19 protein-coding genes are annotated in these 23,631 nt (G+C 74.0%); 11 read left to right on the forward strand and 8 right to left on the reverse strand.

Annotation, left to right across the window (positions count from 1 at the left end; genetic code table 11):
• Positions 1 to 13 precede the first annotated feature (13 nt).
• Positions 14 to 1,357, reverse strand: a complete 1,344-nt coding sequence (locus tag BJP59_RS04315) for an FUSC family protein (protein WP_194522288.1) — start codon at positions 1,355 to 1,357, stop codon at positions 14 to 16.
• Between the two features lie 75 nt (positions 1,358 to 1,432).
• Between BJP59_RS04315 and BJP59_RS04320 the strand changes: the two genes are divergently transcribed.
• Both BJP59_RS04320 and BJP59_RS04325 read left to right on the forward strand, forming a co-directional pair.
• Entirely contained in the window at positions 1,433 to 1,921 is a 489-nt protein-coding gene (locus BJP59_RS04320) for a MarR family winged helix-turn-helix transcriptional regulator (RefSeq protein ID WP_061267618.1), read from the forward strand.
• A gap of 170 nt (positions 1,922 to 2,091) precedes the next feature.
• On the forward strand, positions 2,092 to 3,603 hold the full coding sequence (locus tag BJP59_RS04325) for an MFS transporter (RefSeq protein ID WP_194522289.1): 1,512 nt from the start codon (positions 2,092 to 2,094) through the stop codon (positions 3,601 to 3,603).
• Positions 3,604 to 3,711: 108 nt separating this feature from the next.
• On the opposite strand, the gene BJP59_RS04330 is transcribed toward BJP59_RS04325, so the two are convergent.
• Positions 3,712 to 5,157 carry a class II fumarate hydratase gene (locus BJP59_RS04330; RefSeq protein ID WP_021482628.1) on the reverse strand — a complete coding sequence of 482 codons (1,446 nt, stop codon included), beginning with the start codon at positions 5,155 to 5,157 and terminating at the stop codon, positions 3,712 to 3,714.
• A 145-nt stretch (positions 5,158 to 5,302) separates the two neighbouring features.
• Positions 5,303 to 5,980, reverse strand: coding sequence for a carbonic anhydrase (locus BJP59_RS04335; protein ID WP_043659766.1), 678 nt, complete (start codon positions 5,978 to 5,980; stop codon positions 5,303 to 5,305).
• A gap of 129 nt (positions 5,981 to 6,109) precedes the next feature.
• Here BJP59_RS04335 and BJP59_RS04340 point away from each other — a divergent pair, with 129 nt between their 5' ends.
• The 4 genes from BJP59_RS04340 to BJP59_RS04355 all read left to right on the forward strand — a co-directional run bounded on the left by BJP59_RS04340 (position 6,110) and on the right by BJP59_RS04355 (position 10,641).
• A complete protein-coding gene (locus BJP59_RS04340) occupies positions 6,110 to 7,402 on the forward strand; it encodes a sugar ABC transporter substrate-binding protein (protein WP_043659768.1) in 1,293 nt (430 codons plus the stop codon).
• On the forward strand, positions 7,399 to 8,445 hold the full coding sequence (locus BJP59_RS04345; RefSeq protein WP_137280208.1) for a carbohydrate ABC transporter permease: 1,047 nt from the start codon (positions 7,399 to 7,401) through the stop codon (positions 8,443 to 8,445). The genes BJP59_RS04340 and BJP59_RS04345 overlap by 4 nt, the downstream gene beginning before the upstream one ends.
• Positions 8,445 to 9,296: a carbohydrate ABC transporter permease gene (locus BJP59_RS04350; protein ID WP_194522290.1), complete on the forward strand. Its 852-nt coding sequence runs from the start codon at positions 8,445 to 8,447 to the stop codon at positions 9,294 to 9,296. Before BJP59_RS04345 ends, BJP59_RS04350 begins: the two co-directional genes overlap by 1 nt.
• Positions 9,297 to 9,387: 91 nt before the next feature.
• A complete protein-coding gene (locus BJP59_RS04355; RefSeq protein ID WP_194522291.1) occupies positions 9,388 to 10,641 on the forward strand; it encodes an ABC transporter ATP-binding protein in 1,254 nt (417 codons plus the stop codon).
• Between the two features lie 133 nt (positions 10,642 to 10,774).
• Here the strand turns inward: BJP59_RS04355 and BJP59_RS04360 are convergent, their stop codons facing one another.
• The 4 genes from BJP59_RS04360 to BJP59_RS04375 all read right to left on the reverse strand — a co-directional run bounded on the left by BJP59_RS04360 (position 10,775) and on the right by BJP59_RS04375 (position 14,901).
• Positions 10,775 to 11,734: a carbohydrate kinase family protein gene (locus BJP59_RS04360; protein ID WP_194522292.1), complete on the reverse strand. Its 960-nt coding sequence runs from the start codon at positions 11,732 to 11,734 to the stop codon at positions 10,775 to 10,777.
• Positions 11,731 to 12,024 (reverse strand): exodeoxyribonuclease VII small subunit, encoded by a 294-nt coding sequence (locus tag BJP59_RS04365; protein ID WP_051028398.1) that lies wholly within the window; start codon positions 12,022 to 12,024, stop codon positions 11,731 to 11,733. Before BJP59_RS04365 ends, BJP59_RS04360 begins: the two co-directional genes overlap by 4 nt.
• A gap of 58 nt (positions 12,025 to 12,082) precedes the next feature.
• Positions 12,083 to 13,411: an exodeoxyribonuclease VII large subunit gene (xseA, locus tag BJP59_RS04370; protein WP_194522293.1), complete on the reverse strand. Its 1,329-nt coding sequence runs from the start codon at positions 13,409 to 13,411 to the stop codon at positions 12,083 to 12,085.
• Positions 13,412 to 13,494: 83 nt separating this feature from the next.
• Positions 13,495 to 14,901, reverse strand: coding sequence for a polysaccharide deacetylase family protein (locus BJP59_RS04375; RefSeq protein WP_194522294.1), 1,407 nt, complete (start codon positions 14,899 to 14,901; stop codon positions 13,495 to 13,497).
• Positions 14,902 to 15,098: 197 nt separating this feature from the next.
• Here BJP59_RS04375 and BJP59_RS04380 point away from each other — a divergent pair, with 197 nt between their 5' ends.
• Positions 15,099 to 16,178, forward strand: coding sequence for a 4-hydroxy-3-methylbut-2-enyl diphosphate reductase (locus BJP59_RS04380; RefSeq protein WP_021483536.1), 1,080 nt, complete (start codon positions 15,099 to 15,101; stop codon positions 16,176 to 16,178).
• Positions 16,179 to 16,223: 45 nt separating this feature from the next.
• On the opposite strand, the gene rmuC is transcribed toward BJP59_RS04380, so the two are convergent.
• A complete protein-coding gene (gene rmuC, locus BJP59_RS04385; RefSeq protein WP_194522295.1) occupies positions 16,224 to 17,732 on the reverse strand; it encodes a DNA recombination protein RmuC in 1,509 nt (502 codons plus the stop codon).
• Between the two features lie 120 nt (positions 17,733 to 17,852).
• Here rmuC and BJP59_RS04390 point away from each other — a divergent pair, with 120 nt between their 5' ends.
• The 4 genes from BJP59_RS04390 to BJP59_RS04405 all read left to right on the forward strand — a co-directional run bounded on the left by BJP59_RS04390 (position 17,853) and on the right by BJP59_RS04405 (position 23,628).
• Positions 17,853 to 18,731 carry an ABC transporter ATP-binding protein gene (locus BJP59_RS04390; protein ID WP_194522296.1) on the forward strand — a complete coding sequence of 293 codons (879 nt, stop codon included), beginning with the start codon at positions 17,853 to 17,855 and terminating at the stop codon, positions 18,729 to 18,731.
• Between the two features lie 17 nt (positions 18,732 to 18,748).
• A complete protein-coding gene (locus BJP59_RS04395; RefSeq protein WP_228485269.1) occupies positions 18,749 to 20,299 on the forward strand; it encodes a hypothetical protein in 1,551 nt (516 codons plus the stop codon).
• 51 nt (positions 20,300 to 20,350) lie between these two features.
• Positions 20,351 to 21,436, forward strand: coding sequence for a redox-regulated ATPase YchF (gene ychF, locus BJP59_RS04400; RefSeq protein ID WP_175008006.1), 1,086 nt, complete (start codon positions 20,351 to 20,353; stop codon positions 21,434 to 21,436).
• A gap of 326 nt (positions 21,437 to 21,762) precedes the next feature.
• Positions 21,763 to 23,628 carry an ABC transporter family substrate-binding protein gene (locus tag BJP59_RS04405; RefSeq protein ID WP_108049888.1) on the forward strand — a complete coding sequence of 622 codons (1,866 nt, stop codon included), beginning with the start codon at positions 21,763 to 21,765 and terminating at the stop codon, positions 23,626 to 23,628.
• The last annotated feature ends 3 nt before the right edge of the window (positions 23,629 to 23,631 follow it).

Here is a 23,631-nt window from a genome sequence, read left to right on the forward strand (position 1 = left end):
CGGTGCCAGGCCTCTACCTCGGCGGACCGGGGGTCTCGCTCGCGCGGAGGCGGGTCCGCGGGTGGACGAGGACCACCGCGAGGACGCCGACGACGGCGCCCAGGACCGTGTCGAGCGCGCGGTCGAGCGCGAGCGCCGACGGGTCGGCGGGGTGCGCGAGCGAGGTCATGAGCAGCGCCATGGGCGTGATGGTGAGCATCGCGAGCCCGTAGTGGCGCCCCACGATCGTCTCGGTGACGGTCTGGAGCACGACGACGACGGCGGCCGTCCCCCAGAACCCGAGCGGCGCGGCGAGCAGCGGCCAGGCGAGGAGCGCGCCCGCGACCGTGCCGGCCCCGCGCTGCAGCGCCCGCACGACGGCGTGGCGCGTCGACTCGCCCTGGAGCACCGCGGTCGAGCCCATGGTCGCCCACGCCGCGTGCCCGAGGCCGGCGACGGCGGCGACCGCACCGGCGACGAGCCCGGCGACGCCGACGCGCACGGTCGGGAGCCGCCAGGGTCCTGCGGCCCGGGACCGTGCCTGGGCGCGCAGGGTCGTGCGGACCGCCGGGCCGGTGTCGCCGCGCGGCGCGCCGCTCGCGTCGAGCGCCTCCTCGACGGCGTCGAGCTCCGCGGCGAGCGCGGGGACCGCGTCCCGGGTCCGCCACCAGGAGGCGTCGTCCGCGAGGACGTCGCGCGCCCGGGCGACGGCGCCGCGGGCAGCATGCGCGGCGTTCTCCGGGGCCCCGGGTCGTTCGGCGGCGCGCACGGCGTCGGCGGCGCGGCGGACGGCGAGGCGCGCGGGCGCCGTCGGGCGGACGAGCACGCCGGCCGTGCACACGAGCCCCGCGAGGAGCGCGCCGAACGCGGCCGCGAGCGCGCGCGGGGCGACGTCGGCGAGCGTCGGTGCGCCCGCGAGGCCCGCGCCCGCGGCGAAGACGACGATCGTCGCGCCGGGCGGGCCCGTGCGGACGAGGAGGCAGAAGGCCGTGGCCCCGGCGGCGAGGAGCGCGACGGCGGCGGTCGTGACGAGCGCGGGCGCGCCCGCCGCGGCGAGGAGCGTGAAGGCCGCGATCGTGCCGGTCATGAGCGTGCCGACGGTCGCGAGGAGCGCGGCCCGACGCCGGTACGGGTCGTACCGGCCGTAGAGCGACGTGAGCGCGCCGAGTGACGCGAACGCCGCGAGGTCGGGGCGCCCGAGCAGGCCCGGGACGGCGATCGCGAGCGCGACCGCGGCGCCGCAGCGCAGCGCGGCGGCGACCGTCGCGTCGGCGGGGCTCACGCGCAGGGCGGCGCGGAGGTGGGCGGGGTCGAGGACGTCCTGGGCGGCGGCGCGCACGGGCGCGCGCGCCGGGCGGGCGGGGGAGGAGAGGGGCATCGACGGACCAGCCTAGCGGTGATTCCTCGGTGTTTCACCAGTGGAAGAGTGTGAGGCGCGCCCTATCCTGGATCCGTGGACTACGTCGACCGCGTGCGCGCGGAGTGGGCTGAGCAGCGGCCGGACCTCGACACCGCGACGTCGGCGGTCGGGGCGCGGCTGCGTCGCGTCGCGGCGCTGCTCGAGGCGGCGCTGGAGCGCTCCGCGGCACGGCACGACGTCTCGCGCGCGGAGTTCGACGTGCTCGCGGCGCTGCGCCGCGCCGGGCGGCCGCTGCGTGCGGGCGAGGTCACGACGATGACCGGCGCCCCCGGCGCGTCGATCACCAAGCGCCTCGACCGGCTCGAGCGCGCCGGCCTTGTCGAGCGCACCGTCGCCGAGCGCGACCGGCGCGGCGTCCTCGTCGCGCTCACCGACGCCGGGACGGCGCTCGTCGACGAGGTCTTCCCGCAGCAGCTCGACCGCGAGCGCGCGGCGCTCGTCGACCTCGACGAGGCCGAGCGCGCCGAGCTCGCGCGCCTGCTCGCCGTCGTGCTGCGCCGCCTCGACCCCGTCGACTACTGAGGGCGTGGCGCGGTGACCGACGTCACCGCTCTCGGGCGCGGCGGGCGCCGCCGCCGTCGGGCTAAGGTGGTCCGTCTGTCCGACCCCGCGGTTGGAGCGGCCGGGTCTCGCCGAGCGTGACCGGTCCGGGCTGGAAACCCCACGATCCCCTCCCGCGCAGAAGGTCGCCCATGCCTGCACGTCTCTCCCCGCCCTCCACCGACGTCGCACCCGTCCACGCCGCCCCGACCGACCCCGCACCGGGGGCCGCTGCGAAGCGTGCGCCGTCTGCCCGTCGCTGGTGGGTGCTCGTCGTCCTCGCCCTCACCCAGCTCCTCGTGGTGCTCGACGGCACGATCGTGAGCATCGCCCTCCCGCAGGCCCAGGCGGAGCTCGGGCTCTCCGACGTGCAGCGCCAGTGGGTCGTCACCGCGTACGCCCTCGCGTTCGGCGCGCTCCTGCTGCTCGGCGGACGGATCGCCGACTATGCGGGGCGCAAGCGGACGTTCCTCGTCGGGATGGCCGGCTTCGGGGTCGCCTCGCTGCTCGCGGGCTTCGCGCGCGACGGCGGTGAGCTCGTCGCGGCGCGCGGCCTCCAGGGCGTCTTCGCGGCGCTGCTCGCCCCGGCGGCGCTCGCGCTGCTGACCGTCACCTTCCCCGCCGGCCGTGAGCGCAACACCGCGTTCGCCGTCTTCGGGTCGATCGCGGGTGTCGGCGCGGCCTTCGGCCTCGTCCTCGGCGGGCTCCTCACCGAGCTCGCCGACTGGCGCTGGTGCCTGTGGGTCAACGTGCCCGTCGTCGTCGTCGGTCTCGTCGCGGGCAGCCTCCTGCTGCGCGAGAGCCGCGCCGACGGCGACAACCGCTACGACGTCCTCGGTGCGGTGCTCGTCGTGCTCGGTCTCGGTGCTCTCGTCTACGGGCTGACCCTCGCCGAGCACAGCTGGACGGCGCCCGGCACGCTCGCCTGCCTCGCGGTAGGGGTCGCCCTGCTCGTCGCGTTCGTCGTCGTGGAGTCCCGCACGGCGCAGCCGCTGCTCCCGCTGCGGATCGTGCGGGACCGGGTCCGCGCCGGCGCGTTCCTGCTCCAGGCCGTGGTGGGCACGCTGATGATCGGGGCGCTGCTGTACCTGTCGTTCCACCTGCAGGTCGTCATGGGGCTGCCGCCCCTGCGGGCAGGGCTGGGCTCGGTGCCGATGACGCTCGTCATCCTCGTGCTCGCGCCGGTCGTCACGAAGCTCCTGCCCCGGGTCGGGCCGCGGCCGCTCATGGTCGCCGGGCCCGTGGTCGCGGCCGTCGGCCTGCTGCTCCTGAGCCGCGTCACGGTCGACGGCTCGTACGCCGCCGAGATCCTCCCGTCGCAGGTCGTGCTCGGCGTGGGCCTCGCTCTCGTCCTCGTGCCGCTGCAGAACGTGGCGCTGGCCGGCGTCGCACCGCACGACGCCGGAGCGGCGAGCGCGACCGTCAACGCGGCGATGCAGGTGGGCGGCTCGGTCGGCCTGTCCGTCTTCACGACGGTCTACGCGAACGCCCTGCCCGCCGGCGGAGCGCCCACGACCGCCGATCTCGTGGACGGCTACTCCGCGGTCTTCGTCGCCGCCGCGGTCACCATGCTCCTGGGCGCGGTCCTCGCGTTCGTCCTGGTGCGCGGCCCGAAGTGGCGGCTGCTGCCCGCGGGCGGCGAGGTCGCCGTCCACCTCGGCTGAACGCCCACCCGGCCGCGGACCACGGGCGGGCGGCGGTGGCACGACGAAGGCCGGGCGGAGCGGGTCGTCCCGCTCCGCCCGGCCTCCGTGGACCCGGGTCGCGGACGCTCAGGCCTGCGGCGGGCGCGTCATCGACAGGACGTCGAGCGCCTCGTCGAGCTGCGCCTCGGTGACCTCGCCGCGCTCGACGAAGCCCAGGTCGATCACGGCCTGGCGGACCGTGAGGCCCTCCTTGACGGAGTGCTTCGCGACCTTCGCCGCCGCCTCGTAGCCGATGACGCGGTTGAGCGGCGTGACGATCGACGGCGACGACTCGGCCAGCGCGAGGGCCCGCTCGACGTTCGCCGTGATGCCCGCGACGGTCTTGTCCGCGAGGACGCGCGATGCGTTCGCGAGGAGGCGGATCGACTCGAGGACGCCCTGGGCGATCACAGGGATCTGCACGTTGAGCTCGAACGAGCCCGACGCGCCGGCCCACGCGACGGTCGCGTCGTTGCCGATCACGCGCGCGGCGACCATGAGCACGGCCTCGGGCACGACTGGGTTGACCTTGCCCGGCATGATCGAGCTGCCCGGCTGCAGGTCCGGGATGAAGATCTCGCCGAGACCCGTGTTCGGGCCCGAGCCCATCCAGCGCAGGTCGTTGCAGATCTTGGTGAGCGAGACGGCGATCGTGCGCAGCGCGCCCGAGAGCTCGACGAGGCCGTCGCGCGAGGACTGCGCCTCGAAGTGGTCGCGAGCCTCCGTGAGGGGCAGGCCCGTGTCCTCGACCAGCAGCGCGATGACGCGCTGGGGGAACCCGGCGGGCGTGTTGATGCCGGTGCCGACGGCGGTGCCGCCGAGCGGGACCTCCGCGGCGCGGGGGAGCGCCGACTCCAGGCGCTCGACGCCGTAGCGGATCGCGGCGGCGTACCCGCCGAACTCCTGGCCGAGCGTCACGGGCGTGGCGTCCATGAGGTGCGTGCGGCCCGACTTCACGACCGTGGCGAACTCGGCGGACTTCGCCTCGAGCGCGTCGGCGAGGTGGCCCAGCGCGGGCACCAGGTCGCGCACGACCCCGGCCGTCGCGGCGACGTGCACCGACGTGGGGAACACGTCGTTCGACGACTGCGACGCGTTGACGTGGTCGTTCGGGTGCACGTCGCGTCCGAGCGAGCGCGTCGCGAGCGTCGCGAGGACCTCGTTCGTGTTCATGTTCGACGACGTCCCGGACCCCGTCTGGTAGACGTCCACCGGGAAGTGCGCGTCGTGCGCGCCCGACGCGACCTCGTCGGCCGCGGCGACGATGGCGGCGGCGACGTCCTCGTCGAGCACGCCGAGCTCCGCGTTCGCGCGGGCCGCGGCCTTCTTCACGCGGGCGAGCGCCTCGATGTGGCCGCGCTCGAGCGGGGTGCCCGAGATGGGGAAGTTCTCCACCGCGCGCTGCGTCTGCGCGCGGTAGAGGGCCTGCGCGGGCACGCGCACCTCGCCCATGGTGTCGTGCTCGATGCGGTACTCGGTCGTCGGTGCGGCCGCGCCGGCGGCGGCGCCGGGAGCCTCGGGAGATGCAGTCATGGGGCCATCCTGCCGCACCGCGCGCCGGCCCCCGCAACCCGCGTGAGCGAGGTCACGCGGGCTGCGGGGAGGGTCGCGCGCGGGTCGGCGGGCGCCGCCCGGGGTCGACCGCGCCGGGACCGCCGGGCCAGCCCCGGCCGTGGGATCAGGCGTCGGCGCGGGGCTGCTCGCCGACGTCGCCCACGACGTCGACCAGGTGCGCGCGCCCCTCGGCGAAGTCGTACTCGACGCCGACGATCGCGCAGCGGCCCTCGGCGACGGCCGCGGCGAGGCCGGCCGAGTAGGAGTGCAGCATGTCGACCGTGTTGCGCACGTGCTCGCGGCGCAGCACGGCGGGGTCGAGGTTCTCCAGCGTGCCGTTCCCGGCGCCGGTGATCTTCGCCACGGAGGGGATGACGCGGTCGACGACGGCCCGGACGAACCCGTTCGCCTGCGCGCCCGTCCGCAGGGTCTCGACCGCCGCGCCCACGGCACCGCACGAGTCGTGCCCGAGCACCACGACGAGCGGCGCGGACAGCACCTCGACGCCGTACTCGATCGAGCCGAGCACCGTGGTGTCCACCACGTGCCCCGCCGTGCGGACGACGAACATGTCGCCCAGGCCCTGGTCGAAGATGATCTCCGCCGCGACGCGGGAGTCGGAGCAGCCGAACAGGACCGTGTGCGGGTGCTGCGCGGCCGACGTCTCACGCCGTCGGTCCGCGCCCTGCGACGGGTGCAGCGGGGCGTCGGCGACGAAGCGGTCGTTCCCGGTCCGCAGCGTCGCCCACGCCTCGGCGGGGGTGAGCGAACGGACCGGCTGTGCGGGGGCGGGAGAGGTCATGGCTCCCATCATCGCGCAGGTCGGGGCGTGCCCCGCGTGCCCGTTCGCATGGCGGGCCGCGCCGGGGGGCGGTATCCATGGAGGGTGACACCCCCGGTACTCGGGGAAGCGCGACCGAGGGGAGCTGACGTGCGCCGACGCACCCGAGCGCTCGCCGTCCTGGTCGCCGCGGGGCTCGTGGCGCCGCTCGCCGCGTGCGGCCCGGGCGACGACGGGACGCCGGAGCTCACGTGGTACATCAACCCGGACAACGGGGGCCAGGCCGACATCGCGGCGGCCTGCACCGAGGCCGCCGGGGGCGCGTACCGCATCACGACCGAGCTGCTGCCGCGCGACGCCGCGTCGCAGCGCGAGCAGCTCGCCCGCCGCCTCGCGGCGAAGGACTCGTCGATCGACATCATGAGCCTCGACCCGGTGTTCATCGCCGAGTTCGCCGAGGCGGACTTCCTGGCACCCGTGCCCGACGACGTCGCGCAGGCGACGACGCAGGACGTGGTGCAGGGCGCGATCGACGCCTCGACGTGGAAGGACGAGCTGGTCGCCATCCCGTTCTGGGCGAACACGCAGCTCCTCTGGTACCGCAAGTCCGTGGCCGAGGCCGCCGGGCTCGACATGTCGCAGCCCGTCACGTGGGAGCAGATCATGCAGGCGGCCCAGGACCAGGACAAGCTCCTGGCCGTCCAGGGCGCCAAGGCCGAGTCGCTCACGGTGTGGATCAACGCGCTCGTCGAGGGCGCGGGCGGCCACATCATCGACAACCCCGAGGCCCCGGCCGACGAGGTGAAGCTCGGTCTGGACACGGACGCGGGCAAGGCCGCCGCGGAGATCATCGGCGGCATCGGCACCTCGGGCGTCGGCGGGCCGGGGCTGCCGAGCGAGGACGAGCCCGCGTCGCTCACCAAGTTCCAGGGTGACCGCGGGTCGTTCATGGTGAACTGGCCGTTCGTCTGGTCGTCCACCCAGAGCGCCGTCGAGGCCGGGTCGCTCGACCAGGCGCTCCTCGACGACATCGGCTGGGCGCTGTACCCGCGCACGACGGAGGGCGAGGACGCCCGGCCGCCCTACGGCGGCATCTCGCTCGGCATCGGCGCGTTCGGCAAGCACACCGACCTCGCCTACGAGGCGGCCCAGTGCATCGTGAGCCCCGAGAACCAGGCCGAGTACTTCGTCACCAACGGCAACCCGGCCGCGAGCATCAAGGCCTACGACGACCCGGACGTCCAGAAGGCGTTCCCCATGTACGACGTCATCCGCGACTCGCTCGACCAGGCGGCGCCGCGGCCCCAGACGCCGTTCTACAACGAGGTCTCCACGGGCCTCCAGCAGACGTGGTACCCGCCCGCGTCGGTCGATCCCGACACGACGCCGCAGGAGTCCACCGAGTTCATCACCGCCGTCCTGCGAGGGGAGCGACTCCTGTGAACGCCGGACCCCCGACCGAGCCCGCACCCCGCGGCCGGCACGCCACCACGCCGTCGACGGCGGCCGACGACGCCCCGCCGCGCGGCGGGGCCGCTCCCCGGTCGGGGTCGCGCGGCGCGCCGGACGCCGCCGCCAAGGCCGCGCGCAGCGACCGCTCGCGGGCCGAGGCCCGCCTCGGCTGGTACCTCGCCGGACCGGCGTTCGTCGTCATGCTCGCCGTGACGCTGTACCCGATCCTCCAGGCCGTCTACGACTCGCTCTTCAACTACAAGCTCACCGCGCCGGACGACCGGTCGTTCGTCGGGCTCAACAACTACGTCGTGATCCTCACGGACTCCGTGTGGTGGCGGGACCTCGGGGTCACGCTCTTCATCACGGTCGTCACGGTCGTCATCGAGCTGATCCTCGGCTTCGCCCTCGCGCTCGTCATGCACCGCGCGATCAAGCGCCTGCGCGGCCTCCTGCGCACCGCGATCCTCGTGCCCTACGGCATCATCACGGTCGTCTCGGCGTTCGCGTGGTTCTACGCGTTCGACATCACGTCCGGGTACGTCAACCACTGGTTCGACTGGGTGCCGGGCGTCGGGCCCGACCTCAACTGGTTCGCGCAGCAGGGCACGAGCCTGTTCGTCATCATCGCGTCCGAGGTCTGGAAGACGACGCCGTTCATCTCGCTCCTGCTCCTCGCCGGCCTCGCGCAGGTGCCGGGCGACCTGGAGGAGGCCGCGAAGGTCGACGGCGCGACCGCGTGGCAGCGGTTCACCCGCGTCATCGTGCCGAACATGAAGGCCGCGATCATGGTGGCCGTCCTGTTCCGCGCGCTCGACGCGTTCCGCATCTTCGACAACGTCTTCATCATGACGAACGGCGCCAACGGCACCGAGGTGCTGTCGCTGCTGGCCTACCGCACGTCGATCGGCCAGCTCCAGATCGGCATGGGCTCGGCGATCTCGGTGCTGCTGTTCCTGTGCGTCGTGCTCATCTGCTTCATCGCGATCAAGCTCTTCAAGGTGGATCTCGCCGGCGCGAGGGGGGAGAAGTGATGGGCAGCGTCCTCAGCACCAAGGCCAAGATCTGGTGGGCCGTGATCACGGTCGTCGTGCTCGTCGGGGCGCTGTTCCCCGTGCTCTCGATCTTCATGACGAGCTTCAAGGGGCCCAGCGACATCAACTCCGGGACGTTCCTGCCCCCGCAGTGGAGCACCGCCAACTACGAGCAGATCCTCGCGTCCGGCGGGTCCGCGCAGGAGCTGTTCCTGTCCGCGCTGCGCAACTCGATCGGCATCTCGCTCATCGCGACGGTCATCGCCGTCGTGCTCGCCACGCTGTGCGCCTACGCGATCGCGCGCCTGAGCTTCCCGGGCAAGCGCCTCATCCTCACCACGGCGCTCGGCGTGTCGATCTTCCCCGTCGTGTCGATCGTCACGCCGCTGTTCAACCTCTGGCGCAACATCGGCCTCTACGACACCTGGCTCGGCCTGATCATCCCGTACCTGTCGCTCACCCTCCCGATCTCCATCTGGACGCTCGCGGCGTTCTTCCGCCAGATCCCGTGGGAGCTCGAGCAGGCCGCGCAGGTCGACGGCGCGACGCCGTGGCAGGCGTTCCGGAAGGCGATCGTCCCGCTCGCCGCGCCGGGCGTGTTCACCACCGCGCTCATCGCGTTCTTCATCGCGTGGAACGACTTCGTCTACGGCATCTCGCTCACGTCGACGAGCGCGGCCCGACCGGTCCCGGCGGCGCTCGCGTTCTTCACCGGGGCGTCGTACTTCGAGGAGCCGACGGGCGCGATCTCCGCGGCCGCGGTCGTCGTGACCATCCCCGTGGTCATCCTCGTCGTGCTGTTCCAGCGCCAGATCGTCTCGGGCCTGACCCAGGGGGCGGTGAAGGGATGAGCACCGCGTCCCCGGCCCGCCCCGTCCACCACCGCACGCCCTCCCGGTCCGCCGGGCACCGTGCCGCACGCCGAACCCGAGGAGAGAGCTGATGGCGTCGATCACCCTCAAGGACATCGTCAAGCGCTACGGCGACGGCTTCCTCGCCGTGGACAACGTCAACCTCGACATCGCGGACGGCGAGTTCGTCATCCTCGTCGGGCCGTCCGGCTCGGGGAAGTCGACGGTCCTGCGCATGATCGTCGGGCTCGAGGACATCACGGCGGGCGAGCTCGAGATCGACGGCGTGCGCGTCAACGAGAAGGCGCCGCGCGAGCGCGACCTCGCGATGGTGTTCCAGAACTACGCGCTCTACCCGCACCTCACGGTCGCGGAGAACATCGCGTTCCCGCTGCGCCTCGCGAAGGGCAAGCACAGCGAGGAGGAGATCCGGGAGAAGGTCGAGCGCGCGGCCGACATGCTCGACCTGCGCGAGCACCTCGACCGCAAGCCGGCGAACCTCTCGGGGGGTCAGCGGCAGCGCGTCGCGATGGGCCGGGCGATCGTGCGGGACGCGAAGGCGTTCCTCTTCGACGAGCCGCTGTCGAACCTCGACGCCAAGCTGCGCGGGCAGACCCGCACCGAGATCGCGCGCCTCCAGCGCCGGCTCGGCACGACGACCGTCTACGTCACGCACGACCAGACCGAGGCCATGACGCTCGGCGACCGCGTCGCCGTCCTGCGCCGTGGCGTGCTCCAGCAGGTCGCGAGCCCGCGCGGCCTCTACGAGCAGCCGGTCAACCTGTTCGTCGCGGGCTTCATCGGCACGCCGCCCATGAACTTCCTGCCCGGCGAGGTCTCGGGCGGGAGGATCACGCTGCCGTTCGGCGAGTTCGACATGCCGGAGAGCATCGCGACGGCCGTCGGCGACCGCGGCCTGGTGATCGTCGGCCTGCGGCCCGAGCACTTCGAGGACGCGCGGCTCGTCGACCCGGCGAAGAAGGACCGGGGCCACACGTTCGAGGCGCAGATCGACGTCACCGAGTGGCTCGGCGCGGAGCTCTACGCCTACGTCCCGTTCGAGATGCACGAGTCCGTGAAGGGGCAGCTCGACGAGCTGGACCGCGAGCTCGACGGCGAGGGCGTGCGCACGCAGTTCGTCGTGGCGCTCGACTCGGCGTCGCGCGCGCGGGACGGCGACGTGACCGACCTGTGGTTCGACCCGACGAAGATGATGATCTTCGACCCGGAGACGAGCGAGAACCTCACGCGCGACACCGCGGAGGCCGAGCGCATCGAGCAGGAGAACGTCGAGGACCGCAAGCGCTCGCTGGAGCGGGCGCAGAAGCAGGACGCGCAGGTCTGACGCAGGTCTCGGCCGCCCGGGCTCGTGCCCGGGCGGCCGAGGCGTGCCCAGCCTCGTGGCCGCGCTCGTGCCCAGCCTCATGGCCGCGCTCGTGGCCGGGCTCGCGGGCGCGGCCTCGGAGCCGTGACCGGGCTCAGGCGGGGGCGAGCTCCGCGCGCCGCGGCGGGTTGGCCCCGGCGCGCGAGACGGTGACGGCGGCGACCGCGACGCAGCGGCGCAGCACGTTGGCGAGCACGGTGGCGTCGATCGCGCGCAGCGCCTCGCGCCGGTCCGCACCGAGCAGGCCGGCCTCCCACAGGCCGTCGAGGAGCGCGCCCATGAACGAGTCGCCCGCGCCGACGGTGTCGACGACCTCGACGCGCGGGGCCGTGACGCGCTGCTCGCCCGCCGCGGTGACGGCAACCGCGCCCTCGCCGCCGAACGTCACGACGACGAGCGCCGGCCCGAGCGCGAGCCAGTCGCGCGCGACGGCGACCGGGTCCGCGCCCGGCACGAGCCACGCCACGTCCTCGTCGCTCACCTTGACGACGTCGGCGAGCGCGACGAGCGCCTCGATGCGGGTGCGCGCGTCGGCGGGGTCGCCCATGAGGGCGGGCCGGGCGTTGGGGTCGTAGGTGATCGTCGCGGTGTCGCGCGCCGCGGCGACGAGCGCGCGGACGTCGGACGCGCCGGGCTCCAGCACGGCGGCGATGGAGCCCGTGTGCACGGCGAGCGTGCCGGCGGCGGGAGCCGTGCCCGCGGGGACGCGCCACTCCAGGTCGAACTCGTACGTGGCCGCCCCGTGCGCGTCGAGGTGCGCGGTGGCGACGCTCGTCGTGGGGGCGTCGGTGCTGCCGGGCGTGAGGGTCACGGCGGAGTCGTCGAGCCACGCCCGTACCGCCTCGCCGTGCGCGTCGTGCCCGAGCCACGTGGCGAGCCGGGCGTCCCGCCCGAGGCGGCCGAGCGTGAGCGCGACGTTCGCGAGGCTGCCCCCGGGGTGCTCGGCGACGCTGCCGTCCGCGCGGTGCACGACGTCGACGAGCGCCTCACCGACGACGAGGACGTGCCCGGTGGGCGCGGCGGCGGGCTGGGCGGGGTCCGTGCTCGTGCTCATGCGTCGTCTCCGGTCGGGTCGTCGGGGTCGGTCGTGCCGCGTGCCGTCGCGTCGTCCTGCGAGCGTGCCGCGTCGAGGCGGGCGCGCGCGCCGTCGAGCCACTCCTGGCAGCGCGCGGCGAGCGCCTCGCCGCGCTCCCAGAGCGCGAGCGAGTCCTCGAGGGGCTCGCCCCCGGCCTCCAGCCGGGCGACGACCTGCACGAGCTCGTCGCGCGCCTGCTCGTAGGAGAGCGTCGACACGTCGGACGTGACAGCGTTGTCAAAGGAAGTCACGGCAGTATTCAACCCCATCTGTGCGTCGTAGCCCGACCGGTCGTCGGGCGGGCGGTCCAGAACCGGCGCGGGCGCGTCACGACGCCTCCCGGCCGGGAGCGGGTCCGTCGTCGTGCGTGCCGGTGACCGCCGCGTCCAGCGCGCCGCGCGCGAGACGCACGAGGACGGCGTCCCCCGTCGCGACGTCGCCGGGGGAGCGGACCACGTGCCCGTCGGCCCGCTGCACGACGGCGTACCCCCGCTCGAGCGTCGAGGCCGGGGACAGGGCCCGCACCTGGGCCTCGAGCCGGCCGACGTCGCCCGCCGCGCGCACGAGCCGCGCGTCGAGCGCCCGGCGTGCCCGGTCCCGCAGCGCCCCGACCCGCTCCTGCCGATCGGTGAGCATCCGCCCGGGGTCGGCGAGCGCGGGCCGGGACCGCAGCGCGTCGAGCCCTGCCTGCTCGCGGGACACGCGCCCCGCGATAGCGCTGCGCAGGCGCTGACGGCCCTGCGCCACGCGGGCGCGCTCCTCCGTCACGTCGGGCACCACGCGCTTGGCCGCCGCCGTCGGGGTCGAGGCGCGGTAGTCCGCGACCAGGTCGAGCAGCGGGCAGTCGGTCTCGTGGCCGATCGCGCTCACGAGCGGCGTGCGGCACGCCGCCGCGACGCGCACCAGCGCCTCGTTCGAGAAGGGCAGGAGGTCCTCGACGGCGCCCCCGCCGCGCGCGACGACGATGACCTCCACCTCCGGGTCGGCGTCGAGCGCGCGGATCGCGTCGCCCACCTGCTGCACCGCGTGCGCGCCCTGGACGGCCACCTCGCGGATCTCGAACCGGACCTGGGGCCAGCGGGCGCGCGCGTTGACCACGACGTCGTGCTCCGCCTTGGACTCGCGCCCGCACACGAGCCCGACGACGGCCGGGAGGAACGGCAGCGGCCGCTTGCGGTCGGCGTCGAACAGGCCCTCCGCCGCGAGCACGCGCTTGAGGTGCTCGATCCGCGCGAGCAGCTCGCCCACGCCGACGGGACGGATCTCGCGCGCCTGGAGCTGGAGCGTGCCGCGCCGCGTCCAGAACACCGGCTTCGCGTGCACGACGACGTGCGCGCCCTCCTCCACCGGCGTGCCCTGGAGCACGCGGGACGCGGCCGACACCGGGAGCGACATGTCGAGGTCCGTGTCGCGCAGCGTGAGGAACGCCGTCGACGTGCCCGGGCGCCGGTTGAGCTGGACGACCTGGCCCTCGACCCAGACCGGCGCCATCCGCTCGACGTACTGCTCGATCTTGCGCGACAGGAGCCGGACCGGCCACGGGTGCTCCGCGCTCGTCTCGAGCGCGCGCGCCGGCAGGGGGCCGCGGGCCGCCGGACCGGCGGGCGCGGCACCCGGACGCGGGGCGTCGTCGGGCAGCGGGAGGGAGGCGGTCACGGGACCAGCCTGCCGCACCCCACCCACGCCCACCCAACGCGCCCGCGGTACGGAGCGCGCCGACCGGCGCGCCGGTCGAGCGCTCAGGGCGCGAGCAGGTCGACGGTGACGAGGCGGTAGCCCTGCGCGCGCAGGTCGTCGACGATCCCGGGCACGGCGTCGACGGTCGAGGCGTGGATGTCGTGCATGAGCACCACGCTGCCCGGTCGCGCGCCCTCCACCGCGCGGCGACGCGTCTCCGCGGCGTCGCGCGTCTTCCAGTCGAGCGTGTCGAGGTTCCACAGCACCACCTGGAGCCCGGAGCGGAGCGCGACCGACCGCACGCGGTCGTCGACGTCCCCGTACGGGGGCCGCAGGAGCGTCGGGGTGACCCCCGCGGCGCTCTCGATCGCCGCCTGGGTGCGCGCGAGCTCGTCGCGGACGGCGTCGTCGTCGAGCGTCGTGAGCTGCGGGTGGTCCCAGGTGTGGTTCGCGAGCAGGTGGCCGGCGGCCGCCGTGTCGCGCACGACGTCGGGCCGCTTCTCCACGTTGCTCCCGACGAGGAAGAACGTGGCGGAGACGTGCTTCTCCGCGAGCACCTGCAGGAGCCGCTCGGTGTCGGGCCCGGGCCCGTCGTCGAACGTGAGCGCCACGCACCGCTCGACCGCGCAGTCCACGCCCGTCGCTCGCGCCTGGTCGCGCCGCTGGGCGAGCTGGAGCGCCAGACGGTCCGACCAGACGGCCTCCGTCGCCGCGAGCACCGCGTCGCGCAGCGCCACGGTCTCGGCCACCGGGGCGCCGCCCGGGCCGGCGTCCAGCGTCGTCGTCGCCTGCGTGAGCAGCCCGTCGAGGGTCGTGCGCGTGCCCTCGTCCGCGACGAGGCCTGCCGACTCCACGAGGACGGGCCGGCCCTCGGTCGCCGCCGCCTCGAGACCGTCGTACGCCCACTGCCGCTGCGCGGTCGCGACGGGCTCCGCCGCCTCGACGACGGCGGTGGCGGCCTCGTCCAGGGCGTCCGCCGTGGGCTCGGAGCCGGTCACGACCTCGACGTGGACGGCGGGGCGCGAGCCCGGGTGCAGCGGGTTCGGGCGGGACAAGGCGTCCACGGTGCGGTCCTCCTCCGGGTAGGTCAGCGGGGTCGTGCGGAGCGCGGTGGCCTCCTGGAGCGCCGCGGCCAGGGGCTCGCGGACCGCCGGGGCGTCCACCTGGCCCTCGCTCGCGGCGAGCAGCGCCGCGCCCGCGACCTCCGCCGCGGTCGTCGGGACGAGCCGCGTGAGGTACGCCGCCTCGGCCTGCGCGCGGCCGTCCGTCGCGTCCTGCGTCACGCGCGCGACCTCGGCGTCGTAGCGCTCGACGGCGGCGACCCACGCGCGGTGCTCCAGCGTCCCGACGACCACGACCGCCGCCGTGACGACGACGAGCAGCAGCGGGACGAGCCACCACCACACGCGGCGGCGCCGTCGGGGCGCGTCGGGCACGGGTGACGTCGTGCCGCCCGGGTCGTCGCTCATGCCCTCGATCTTGGGGGGCGGCGGGGCGGACGTCGACCCGGCGCGCCCGGCGGACGGGTGCGACACGCGTGCCGCACGCCGCGCCTGCGGAGGGTCTGTGTGCTCCTCGCGTGCGGGTCGTGACGACGTCGGGCCCGGGCGGTGGGTGAGCGGGCTCACCGGGGTCGGGAGACCGCCGCTCGCCTAGACTCGGGAGCGTGAGCGTCCTCCCCGCCGGCTCGTCCGCGTCCCCGACCGACCGCCCCGTCGCGACCCCTGCCGTCGACGGGACCCGCAAGCGCGTCCTGCTGGCGGCACCGCGCGGCTACTGCGCGGGCGTCGACCGCGCCGTCGTCGCGGTCGAGAAGGCGCTCGAGCACTACGGCGCGCCGGTCTACGTGCGCAAGGAGATCGTGCACAACAAGTACGTCGTCGAGACGCTCAGCGAGCGCGGCGCGATCTTCGTCGACGAGACCGACGAGGTGCCCGAGGGTGCGCGCGTCGTGTTCTCCGCCCACGGCGTGTCACCCGCCGTGAAGGCGGCCGCGGCCGCGCGCAACCTCGACACGATCGACGCCACGTGCCCGCTCGTGACGAAGGTGCACAAGGAGGCCGTGCGCTTCGCGAAGGACGACTACGACATCCTGCTCATCGGCCACACGGGCCACGAGGAGGTCGAGGGCACCGCGGGGGAGGCCCCCGACCACGTGCAGGTCGTCGACTCGCCCGACCACGTGGACGACGTCGTGGTCCGCGACCCGGACAAGGTCGTGTGGATCTCCCAGACGACGCTCTCCGTCGACGAGACGATGGAGACGGTCCGCAGGCTGCGGGAGAAGTTCCCGACCCTCCAGGACCCGCCGAGCGACGACATCTGCTACGCGACGCAGAACCGCCAGGTCGCGGTGAAGAAGCTCGCTCCCGACGCGGACGTGGTCATCGTCGTCGGCTCGGCGAACTCGTCCAACTCCGTGCGCCTCGTCGAGGTCGCGCTCCAGGCGGGGGCCGGGGCGTCGTACCGCGTCGACCACGCGAAGGAGATCGACCCGGCCTGGCTCGACGGCGCGACGACCGTGGGCGTGACCTCGGGCGCGTCCGTGCCGGAGATCCTCGTGGACGACGTGCTCGCCTACCTCGCGGAGCGCGGGTTCGGCGCGGTCGAGGAGGTCCGCACGGCGACGGAGGACCTCATGTTCTCGCTGCCGCGCGAGCTGCGCGCCGACCTCAAGGGCTCGACGGCCGACGGCGGGCGCCCCACCCGCGGCGGCCGCACCTCGCTCTCCGTCCAGCCCGTCTGACGCCCGCGCCGGAGCCCTCCGCGGCCGTCGGCCCCGGGGGAGCGGTCAGGCGCTCGCCCCGCCGGCCGACGGCTCCCGCCGGGGCTCGTCGCGGTCGTCCGGGCGCTCGTCGATCGCGACCACGGACTCGTTGACGGACGCGAGCAGCTCGGGTGCGCTCACCGCGCTGAGCTGCGGGTTCACCGTCGGGGGCGTCGTCAGCTCGTCGTCGACGACGTGCAGGTCCGCGAACCGGCGCGCGCTGACGAGCACGCGCGTCTCGAGCGAGCCGACCGTCCGGTTGTAGGAGTCCGCGGCGCTCTGGAGCTGGCGCCCGAGCTTCGCCAGGTGCGACCCCATGACCGCGAGCCGCCCGTGGAGCTCCTTGCCGAGCGTGAGGACCTGCTGCGCGTTCGTGGCCAGGGCGTCCTGCCGCCACGCGTACGCGATCGTCCGCAGCATCGCGACCATCGTCATGGGCGTCGCGATGACGACGTTCTTGGACACCGCGTGCTCGAGGAGCGACGGGTCCTGCTCGACGGCGGCCGAGAGGAACGACTCCGCCGGGACGAACATGACGACGAACTCCGGTGCCGGGCCGAACTGGTTCCAGTAGCGCTTGGCGCCGAGGTCGTCGACGTGCTTGCGCATGTGGCGGGCGTGGGCGGCCAGGCGGTCCGCGCGCACGGCCGGGTCGGTGGCGCCCTGCGCGTCGAGGTAGCCGAGGAACGCGACCTTCGCGTCGACCACGACCTGCTTGCCGCCCGCGAGCCGCACGACCATGTCCGGGCGCAGCGCGCCGTCGTCGGTCGCGACCTGGTCCTGCTCGACGAAGTCGACGTGGGGGAGCATGCCCGCCGCCTCGACGACGCGCCGGAGCTGGAGCTCGCCCCACGCGCCCCGCACCTGCGACGAGCGCAGGGCCGTCACGAGCTGCGACGTCTCGGCGCGCAGCAGCTCGGAGGCGTCGCGCACCCCGCGCACCTGCTCCGCGAGGCTCCCGTGCGCGGCGAGGCGGGCCCGCTCGGCCTCGGCGACCTCCGCACGCACCTTCTCCAGCGCACCGGCGAGCGGCTCGACCAGGTGGCGCACGGCCTCCTCGCGGCGCGCGAGCTCGGCCGCCCCCTGCTCCTGGCTGCGCCGCATGCGCTCCTCCGCCTGCACGAGGAACTGCTCCGTGCCCGCGGCGAGCACCTTGCGCGAGAGCGCCTCGAACTGGGCCTCGAGCCGTCGGTGGTCGCCCTGGATCTCCGCGACGCGGCGCTCGGCCGCGGCCCGCAGCTCCGCGAGCTGCTGCTCGTGGGTGGCCCGGGCGAGGTCGAGCCGCTCGTCCGCGCTGCGCTGGGCCGCGCCGAGCTGGCGCGCGAAGCCCTCGCGCTCCGCCTCGAGCCGTTCGGCGAGGCCCGCGCCGCGCGCCGCGTCCTGCTGCGCCTGGCCCAGGAGCTGGGTGAGACGGCGGACCTCCGCGCCCGCGGCGTCGGGCGAGGCGCGCCGCACCGCGAGCACGAGCGCGGCGCCGGCCACCAGCCCCAGCACGAGTCCGACGGCGAAGAGCAACCATCCCGAGGAGTCCATGGCCGCACCCTCCCACGGGGCACCGACAGCACCGTCGGTCGGCGCGCGGGGCGGGCGCCGTCGCGCAGGTCGTGACAAAAGGCACCGCCCCGCGGCCGAGGGCTCGGCTACCTTGGCGCCATGGTCGATCCCCACCCCGCCCCACCTGTCGCGCCCGCCGGCGCGCCCGCCCCCGGCAGCGTGCCGGGCGTCGCGCCCGACCCCCGGCCCACGGCTCCGCCGGGACAGCCCGCGCCCCCGGACCCCACCGCCGCGCTGTCCCTGCGCGCCCTGTGGAAGCGCTTCGGGGAGAAGATCGCGGTCGCCGGCATCGACCTCGACGTGCCGGCAGGCTCGTTCTACGGGCTCGTGGGCCCCAACGGCGCCGGCAAGACGACGACGCTCTCCATGGCGACGGGCCTCCTGCGGCCCGACGCCGGCTCCGCGCACGTCCACGGGACGGACCTGTGGGCCGACCCGGTCGCGGGCAAGCGCCAGCTCGGCGTCCTGCCCGACGGCGTCCGCCTCTTCGACCGCCTCACCGGCGCCCAGCTCGTGACCTACGCGGGCCTGCTGCGCGGCATGGACCGCGACACCGTGGCGGAGCGCACCACGGAGCTGCTCGCGGCCCTCGACCTCGCGAAGGACGCCAACACGTTCGTCGTCGACTACTCCGCGGGCATGACGAAGAAGATCGCGCTCGCGACCGCGCTCATCCACGCGCCGCGCACGCTCGTGCTCGACGAGCCGTTCGAGGCCGTCGACCCGGTCTCCGCGGCCAACATCCGCGACATCCTCGCCGGCTACGTCGCCAGCGGCGGGACGGTCGTGGTGTCGTCGCACGTCATGGACCTCGTCCAGCGCATGTGCGACCACGTGGCGGTCGTCGCGGGCGGGCACGTGCTCGCCGCGGGCACCGTGGACGCGGTGCGCGGCGACCAGAGCCTGGAGGACCGGTTCGTCGAGCTCGTGGGCGGTCGGCAGAGCACGGAGGGCCTCGCGTGGTTGCGCAGTTCGTAAGGCTCAAGCTCACGCTCATGGGGAACGCGTTCCGCCGGAGCGTGTGGCAGACCATCGGCTTCGTCGTCGGCGTCCTCTACGGGCTGTTCGTCGTCGGGATGCTCGTCGTCGGGATGGTCGTCCTCGGCACCGAGGACGCCGCGCTCGCGGGCTCGATCACGATCCTCGCCGGGGCGCTCGCCGTCCTCGGGTGGTGGGTGATCCCGCTCTTCGCGTTCGGCGTGGACGCGACCCTCGACCCGCAGCGCTTCGTGCTGTTCGGCATCCCGCAGCGTCGGCTGCTCGCCGGCCTCGCCGTCGCCGGCGTCGTCTCGATCCCGGGCATCGTCACGGCCCTCGCGGCGCTCGGCGCGTCGTTCGCGTGGTGGCGCACGCCCCTCGCGGTCCTCGCCGCGCTCGTGGGCGCCGTCGTCGCGGTCGCGCTGTGCGTCGTCGGCTCGCGCGCGACGACGACGGCGCTCGCGCCCCTGCTCGAGTCGCGGCGCTACCGCGAGGTCGTGACGATCGCCGCGTTCGTGCCGCTCGTCCTCATCGGGCCCGCGTTCGCGTGGCTGGGGTCCCAGCTGGGCGGGGGCCCGGTCGACGGCGACGCGGTGCGCGGCATGGTGACGCGCCTCGCCGACGTCGCGGCCTGGACGCCGTTCGGCGCGCCGTGGGGCCTCGGCGCCGCGGTGCACGACGGCGCGTGGGGCCTCGCGCTCGCGCGGCTCGTCGTGGCGCTGGCGACCCTCGCGGTCGCGTGGGTCGTGTGGGACAAGGCGCTCGCCCGCGCCCTCGTCACGCCGCCCACCTCCGGCGGGGGCGGCCGCGCCAAGGGCCTCGGCTTCTTCTCGCGCTTCCCGGCGACGCCCACGGGCGCCGTTGCCGCGCGCACCGCCACCTACTGGCTGCGCGACCCGCGCTACTCCGGGTCGATCGCGGTCGTGCCGCTCATCCCCGTCGTGCTGCTCGTCGTCGGCGGCGGCACCGGCTCGGAGATCTTCCTCGCGCTCGCTCCCTTCACGGCGTGGATCCTCGGCTTCTCCATCTCGGCGGACATCGCCTACGACCACACCGCGTTCGCGCTCCACGTGTCGTCGGGCGTCCCGGGGCGGGCGGACCGCTGGGGCCGGGCGCTCCCCGTGCTCGTCGCCGGCGGCGCCGTGTCCTTGCTGTTCGCCGTGGTCTCCGTCGCGGTGGCCGGGCGCTGGGACGCGCTGCCCCCGCTGCTCGGGCTCACCGCAGGCGTGCTGCTCACCTCGACGGGCATCTCGAGCGCGACGTCGGCGCGCCTGCTCTACCCGGTGCCCAAGCCGGGCGACAGCCCGTTCAAGCAGCCGCAGGGCGCCGCGATGGCGACCCTCGTCGCCCAGACGGTCGCGATGCTCCTCGTCCTGGCGCTGTCGCTCCCGTTCCTCGTCCCGGGCGTCATCGCGATCGTCGCCGACCTGCCCGTCCTCGGGTGGGTCACCCTCGCGGTCGGCGTGGTCGTGGGTGCCGTGGTGCTCGTGCTCGGCGTGCGGTGGGGTGCCCGCACCTACGACCGCCGGGCGCCCGAGCTGCTCCAGCGCGTGCTGTCGTACGCCTGACGCGCGGGCCGGGACCGCGCGCTGCGGTCCCGGCCCGTAGACTCGGCCGACGTGGCACTCACTATCGGCATCGTCGGCCTGCCCAACGTCGGCAAGTCCACCCTCTTCAACGCCCTGACGCGCAACCAGGTACTCGCCGCGAACTACCCGTTCGCGACGATCGACCCGAACGTCGGCGTCGTGTCCCTCCCGGACCCGCGCCTCGACAAGCTCGCCGAGATCTTCGGCAGCCAGCGCGTCCTGCCCGCCACGGTGTCGTTCGTCGACATCGCGGGCATCGTCAAGGGCGCGAGCGAGGGGGAGGGGCTCGGCAACAAGTTCCTCGCGAACATCCGCGAGGCCGACGCCATCTGCCAGGTGACGCGCGCGTTCTCCGACCCGGACGTCGTCCGCGTCGAGGGCTCGACGGACGCCGAGGGCGACATCGAGACCATCAGCACCGAGCTGATCCTCGCCGACCTCCAGACGCTCGAGAAGACGGTCCCGCGCCTCGAGAAGGAGGTCCGGATCAAGAAGGGCGACGCCGCCCTCCTCGACGCGGCCCAGAAGGCCCAGGCGGTCCTCGAGGCCGGCACGACCCTCTTCCAGGGCGCGGCCGCCGCGGGTCTCGATCTCGCCGACGTCGCGAGCCTGCAGCTCCTCACGGCGAAGCCGTTCATCTACGTCTTCAACACCGACGACGCGGGCCTCGCCGACGAGGACCTCCAGGCGCGGCTGCGCGCGCTCGTCGCGCCCGCCCAGGCGATCTTCCTCGACGCGAAGTTCGAGTCCGAGCTCGTCGAGCTCGAGCCCGACGAGGCGAAGGAGATGCTCGCGGAGTCGGGGCAGGCGGAGGCCGGCCTCGACCAGCTCGCGCGCGTCGGGTTCGACACGCTCGGTCTGCAGACGTACCTCACCGCCGGGCCCAAGGAGGCGCGCGCGTGGACCATCCGCAAGGGGTGGACTGCGCCCCAGGCGGCCGGGGTCATCCACACCGACTTCGAGCGCGGCTTCATCAAGGCGGAGGTCGTCTCGTTCGAGGACCTCGTCGAGACCGGCTCCGTGGCCGCGGCGCGCGCCGCGGGCAAGGCGCGCGTCGAGGGCAAGGACTACGTCATGGCCGACGGCGACGTGGTGGAGTTCCGCTTCAACGTCTGAGACGCAGGTCACAGCCCTGGGCGCCTGCCGCATCGTGAGACGCGGCGGGCGTCCGTGCGTCCGGGGCCGGACGTTTCGCGCGTGTTTCCCGGCCGTCGCGGCCCGGAAACGCGCCCGTACCGGCCAGTATCAACTCGGTAACGATCACCTGCCGCAACCGGGCAAGGGGGAGATCCTTCGCAACTTGCTGGGTAGCGTGGGCCCAAACCGTGGTGGGCATGCCCGTCCACGCGCGCCGGCCGCAGGGCGAGCGTGCGACGGACGGGGCGGCCGAGGGGCGATCGACGTCCGCTCGTCCGCGCCCACCATCCCTTGGAGGAGGAACATTGAAGATCAGGCGCACGAGTGCCGCCCTGGCCGTGACGGTCACGGGGGCGCTGCTGTTCTCGGCGTGCAGCGGCACGTCGGGTGAGGGCGAGACCGACGGCGGCGACGACGCGGGCATCAACACCGCGACCGCTGTCACGGTCGCGTGGGAGGCTCCGCTCAACGAGCTCAACCTGAGCTCGCAGAACGGCAACGCGACGCAGAACGCCGTCATCAACTACATGCTCAACTCGGGCTTCAGCTACTACGACGCCGACCTGAACATCGTCAAGGACGAGTCGTTCGGCACGTACGAGAAGATCTCGGACGACCCGCTGACGGTGAAGTACACGTTCGGCGACGACACCAAGTGGTCGGACGGCACGCCGGTCGACGCGACGGAGATCCTGCTGGACTGGGCCGGTCAGTCCGGCAAGTTCAACACGGTCGAGGCCCAGACGGACGAAGAGGGCAACGTCACGAACCAGGCCGAGGTGGACGCGGGTGTCTACTTCGACGGCTCGGACCCGGGCGTCGCGCTCATCTCGCAGAACCCCGAGATCTCGGACGACAACAAGTCGATCACCGTCGTGTACGACAAGCCGTTCGGCGACTGGGAGCTCAGCTGGACGAACGAGTTCGTCCCGGCGCACGTCGTGGGCCAGAAGGCGCTCGAGATCGAGGACCCGGAGGAGGCCAAGGCCGCCGTCCGCGACGCGATCCTCAACAACGACACCGCGGCGCTGGCGAAGATCTCGAAGTTCTGGAACGAGGGCTTCGAGTTCACCTCGCTCCCCGAGGACCCCTCGCTCTACGTCTCCAACGGCGCATACACGCTCGAGGAGTACAAGGAGAACCAGTACCTCACGCTCAAGGCGAACCCTGACTTCAAGGGCAAGAACAAGGGCTCGGTCGAGACCATCACGGTTCGGTACATCGACGACCCGATGGCCCAGGTCCAGGCGCTCGAGAACGGTGAGGTCGACCTCATCGGTCCGCAGGCCTCCGCGGACGTCCGCACGGCGCTCGAGGGCCTCGACGGCGTCGAGACCCACTCGGGCATCGAGGGCACGTACGAGCACGTCGACCTGGTCTTCCAGAACGGCGGCCCGTTCGACCCGGCCACGTACGGCGGCGACGCCGAGAAGGCCAAGGCCGTGCGCCAGGCGTTCCTGCTGACGATCCCGCGCCAGACGATCGTCGACAACCTCATCAAGCCGCTGAACCCGGACGCGGAGGTGCGCAACTCGAACATCCTGCTCCCGGGCTCGCCGAACTACGACGAGATGGTCGCCGAGAACGGCTCCGACTTCTACGACGCCTCCAAGGCGGCCGAGAACCTGGAGAAGGCGAAGCAGCTGCTCGCCGACGCCGGGGTCGAAACCCCGGTCAAGGTCCGCTTCGCGTACAACAACGAGAACACGCGTCGCGTGAACGAGGTCGCGCTCATCACGGACACCGCGTTGCAGGCCGGTTTCACGATCGAGGACACGGGCCGCCCGGCCGCGGAGTGGGGCACGCTCCTCGCCTCCGGTCAGGACCAGTACGACGCGTCGCTGTTCGGCTGGCAGTCGACCTCGACCGCGGTCACCGAGTCGGACGCGAACTTCCGCTGGGCGCCGAACCCGGGCGTCAACAACTACGGCAAGTACAACAACCCCGCCGTGGACGCCGCGCTCGACAAGCTCCAGGTCTCGACCGACCCGGAGGAGCAGTTCCAGCTCCAGCTCGAGGTCGAGAAGAACCTCTGGGCCGACGGCTTCGGCGTGACGATCTTCCAGTTCCCCGCCATCCAGGGCTGGGACGAGAACCTGAAGGGCGTCGAGTCGATCACGATCAGCCCGACGATCTTCCACGGGTTCTGGAACTGGACGTTCGAGGGCTGAGTG

This window comes from Cellulosimicrobium sp. JZ28, from assembly GCF_015327065.1.
GTDB classification, from domain to species: domain Bacteria; phylum Actinomycetota; class Actinomycetes; order Actinomycetales; family Cellulomonadaceae; genus Cellulosimicrobium; species Cellulosimicrobium funkei.

What these genes read in the sequence shown, in the direction of transcription:
- BJP59_RS04315 (WP_194522288.1), bottom strand. Translation starts at nt 1,357, where the DNA reads ATGCCCCTCTCCTCCCCCGCCCGCCCGGCGCGCGCGCCCGTGCGCGCC.
- BJP59_RS04325 (WP_194522289.1), top strand. Translation starts at nt 2,092, where the DNA reads ATGCCTGCACGTCTCTCCCCGCCCTCCACCGACGTCGCACCCGTCCAC.
- BJP59_RS04330 (WP_021482628.1), bottom strand. Translation starts at nt 5,157, where the DNA reads ATGACTGCATCTCCCGAGGCTCCCGGCGCCGCCGCCGGCGCGGCCGCA.
- BJP59_RS04335 (WP_043659766.1), bottom strand. Translation starts at nt 5,980, where the DNA reads ATGACCTCTCCCGCCCCCGCACAGCCGGTCCGTTCGCTCACCCCCGCC.
- BJP59_RS04350 (WP_194522290.1), top strand. Translation starts at nt 8,445, where the DNA reads ATGGGCAGCGTCCTCAGCACCAAGGCCAAGATCTGGTGGGCCGTGATC.
- BJP59_RS04355 (WP_194522291.1), top strand. Translation starts at nt 9,388, where the DNA reads ATGGCGTCGATCACCCTCAAGGACATCGTCAAGCGCTACGGCGACGGC.
- BJP59_RS04360 (WP_194522292.1), bottom strand. Translation starts at nt 11,734, where the DNA reads ATGAGCACGAGCACGGACCCCGCCCAGCCCGCCGCCGCGCCCACCGGG.
- BJP59_RS04365 (WP_051028398.1), bottom strand. Translation starts at nt 12,024, where the DNA reads ATGGGGTTGAATACTGCCGTGACTTCCTTTGACAACGCTGTCACGTCC.
- BJP59_RS04375 (WP_194522294.1), bottom strand. Translation starts at nt 14,901, where the DNA reads ATGAGCGACGACCCGGGCGGCACGACGTCACCCGTGCCCGACGCGCCC.
- rmuC (WP_194522295.1), bottom strand. Translation starts at nt 17,732, where the DNA reads ATGGACTCCTCGGGATGGTTGCTCTTCGCCGTCGGACTCGTGCTGGGG.
- BJP59_RS04390 (WP_194522296.1), top strand. Translation starts at nt 17,853, where the DNA reads ATGGTCGATCCCCACCCCGCCCCACCTGTCGCGCCCGCCGGCGCGCCC.
- BJP59_RS04395 (WP_228485269.1), top strand. Translation starts at nt 18,749, where the DNA reads ATGGGGAACGCGTTCCGCCGGAGCGTGTGGCAGACCATCGGCTTCGTC.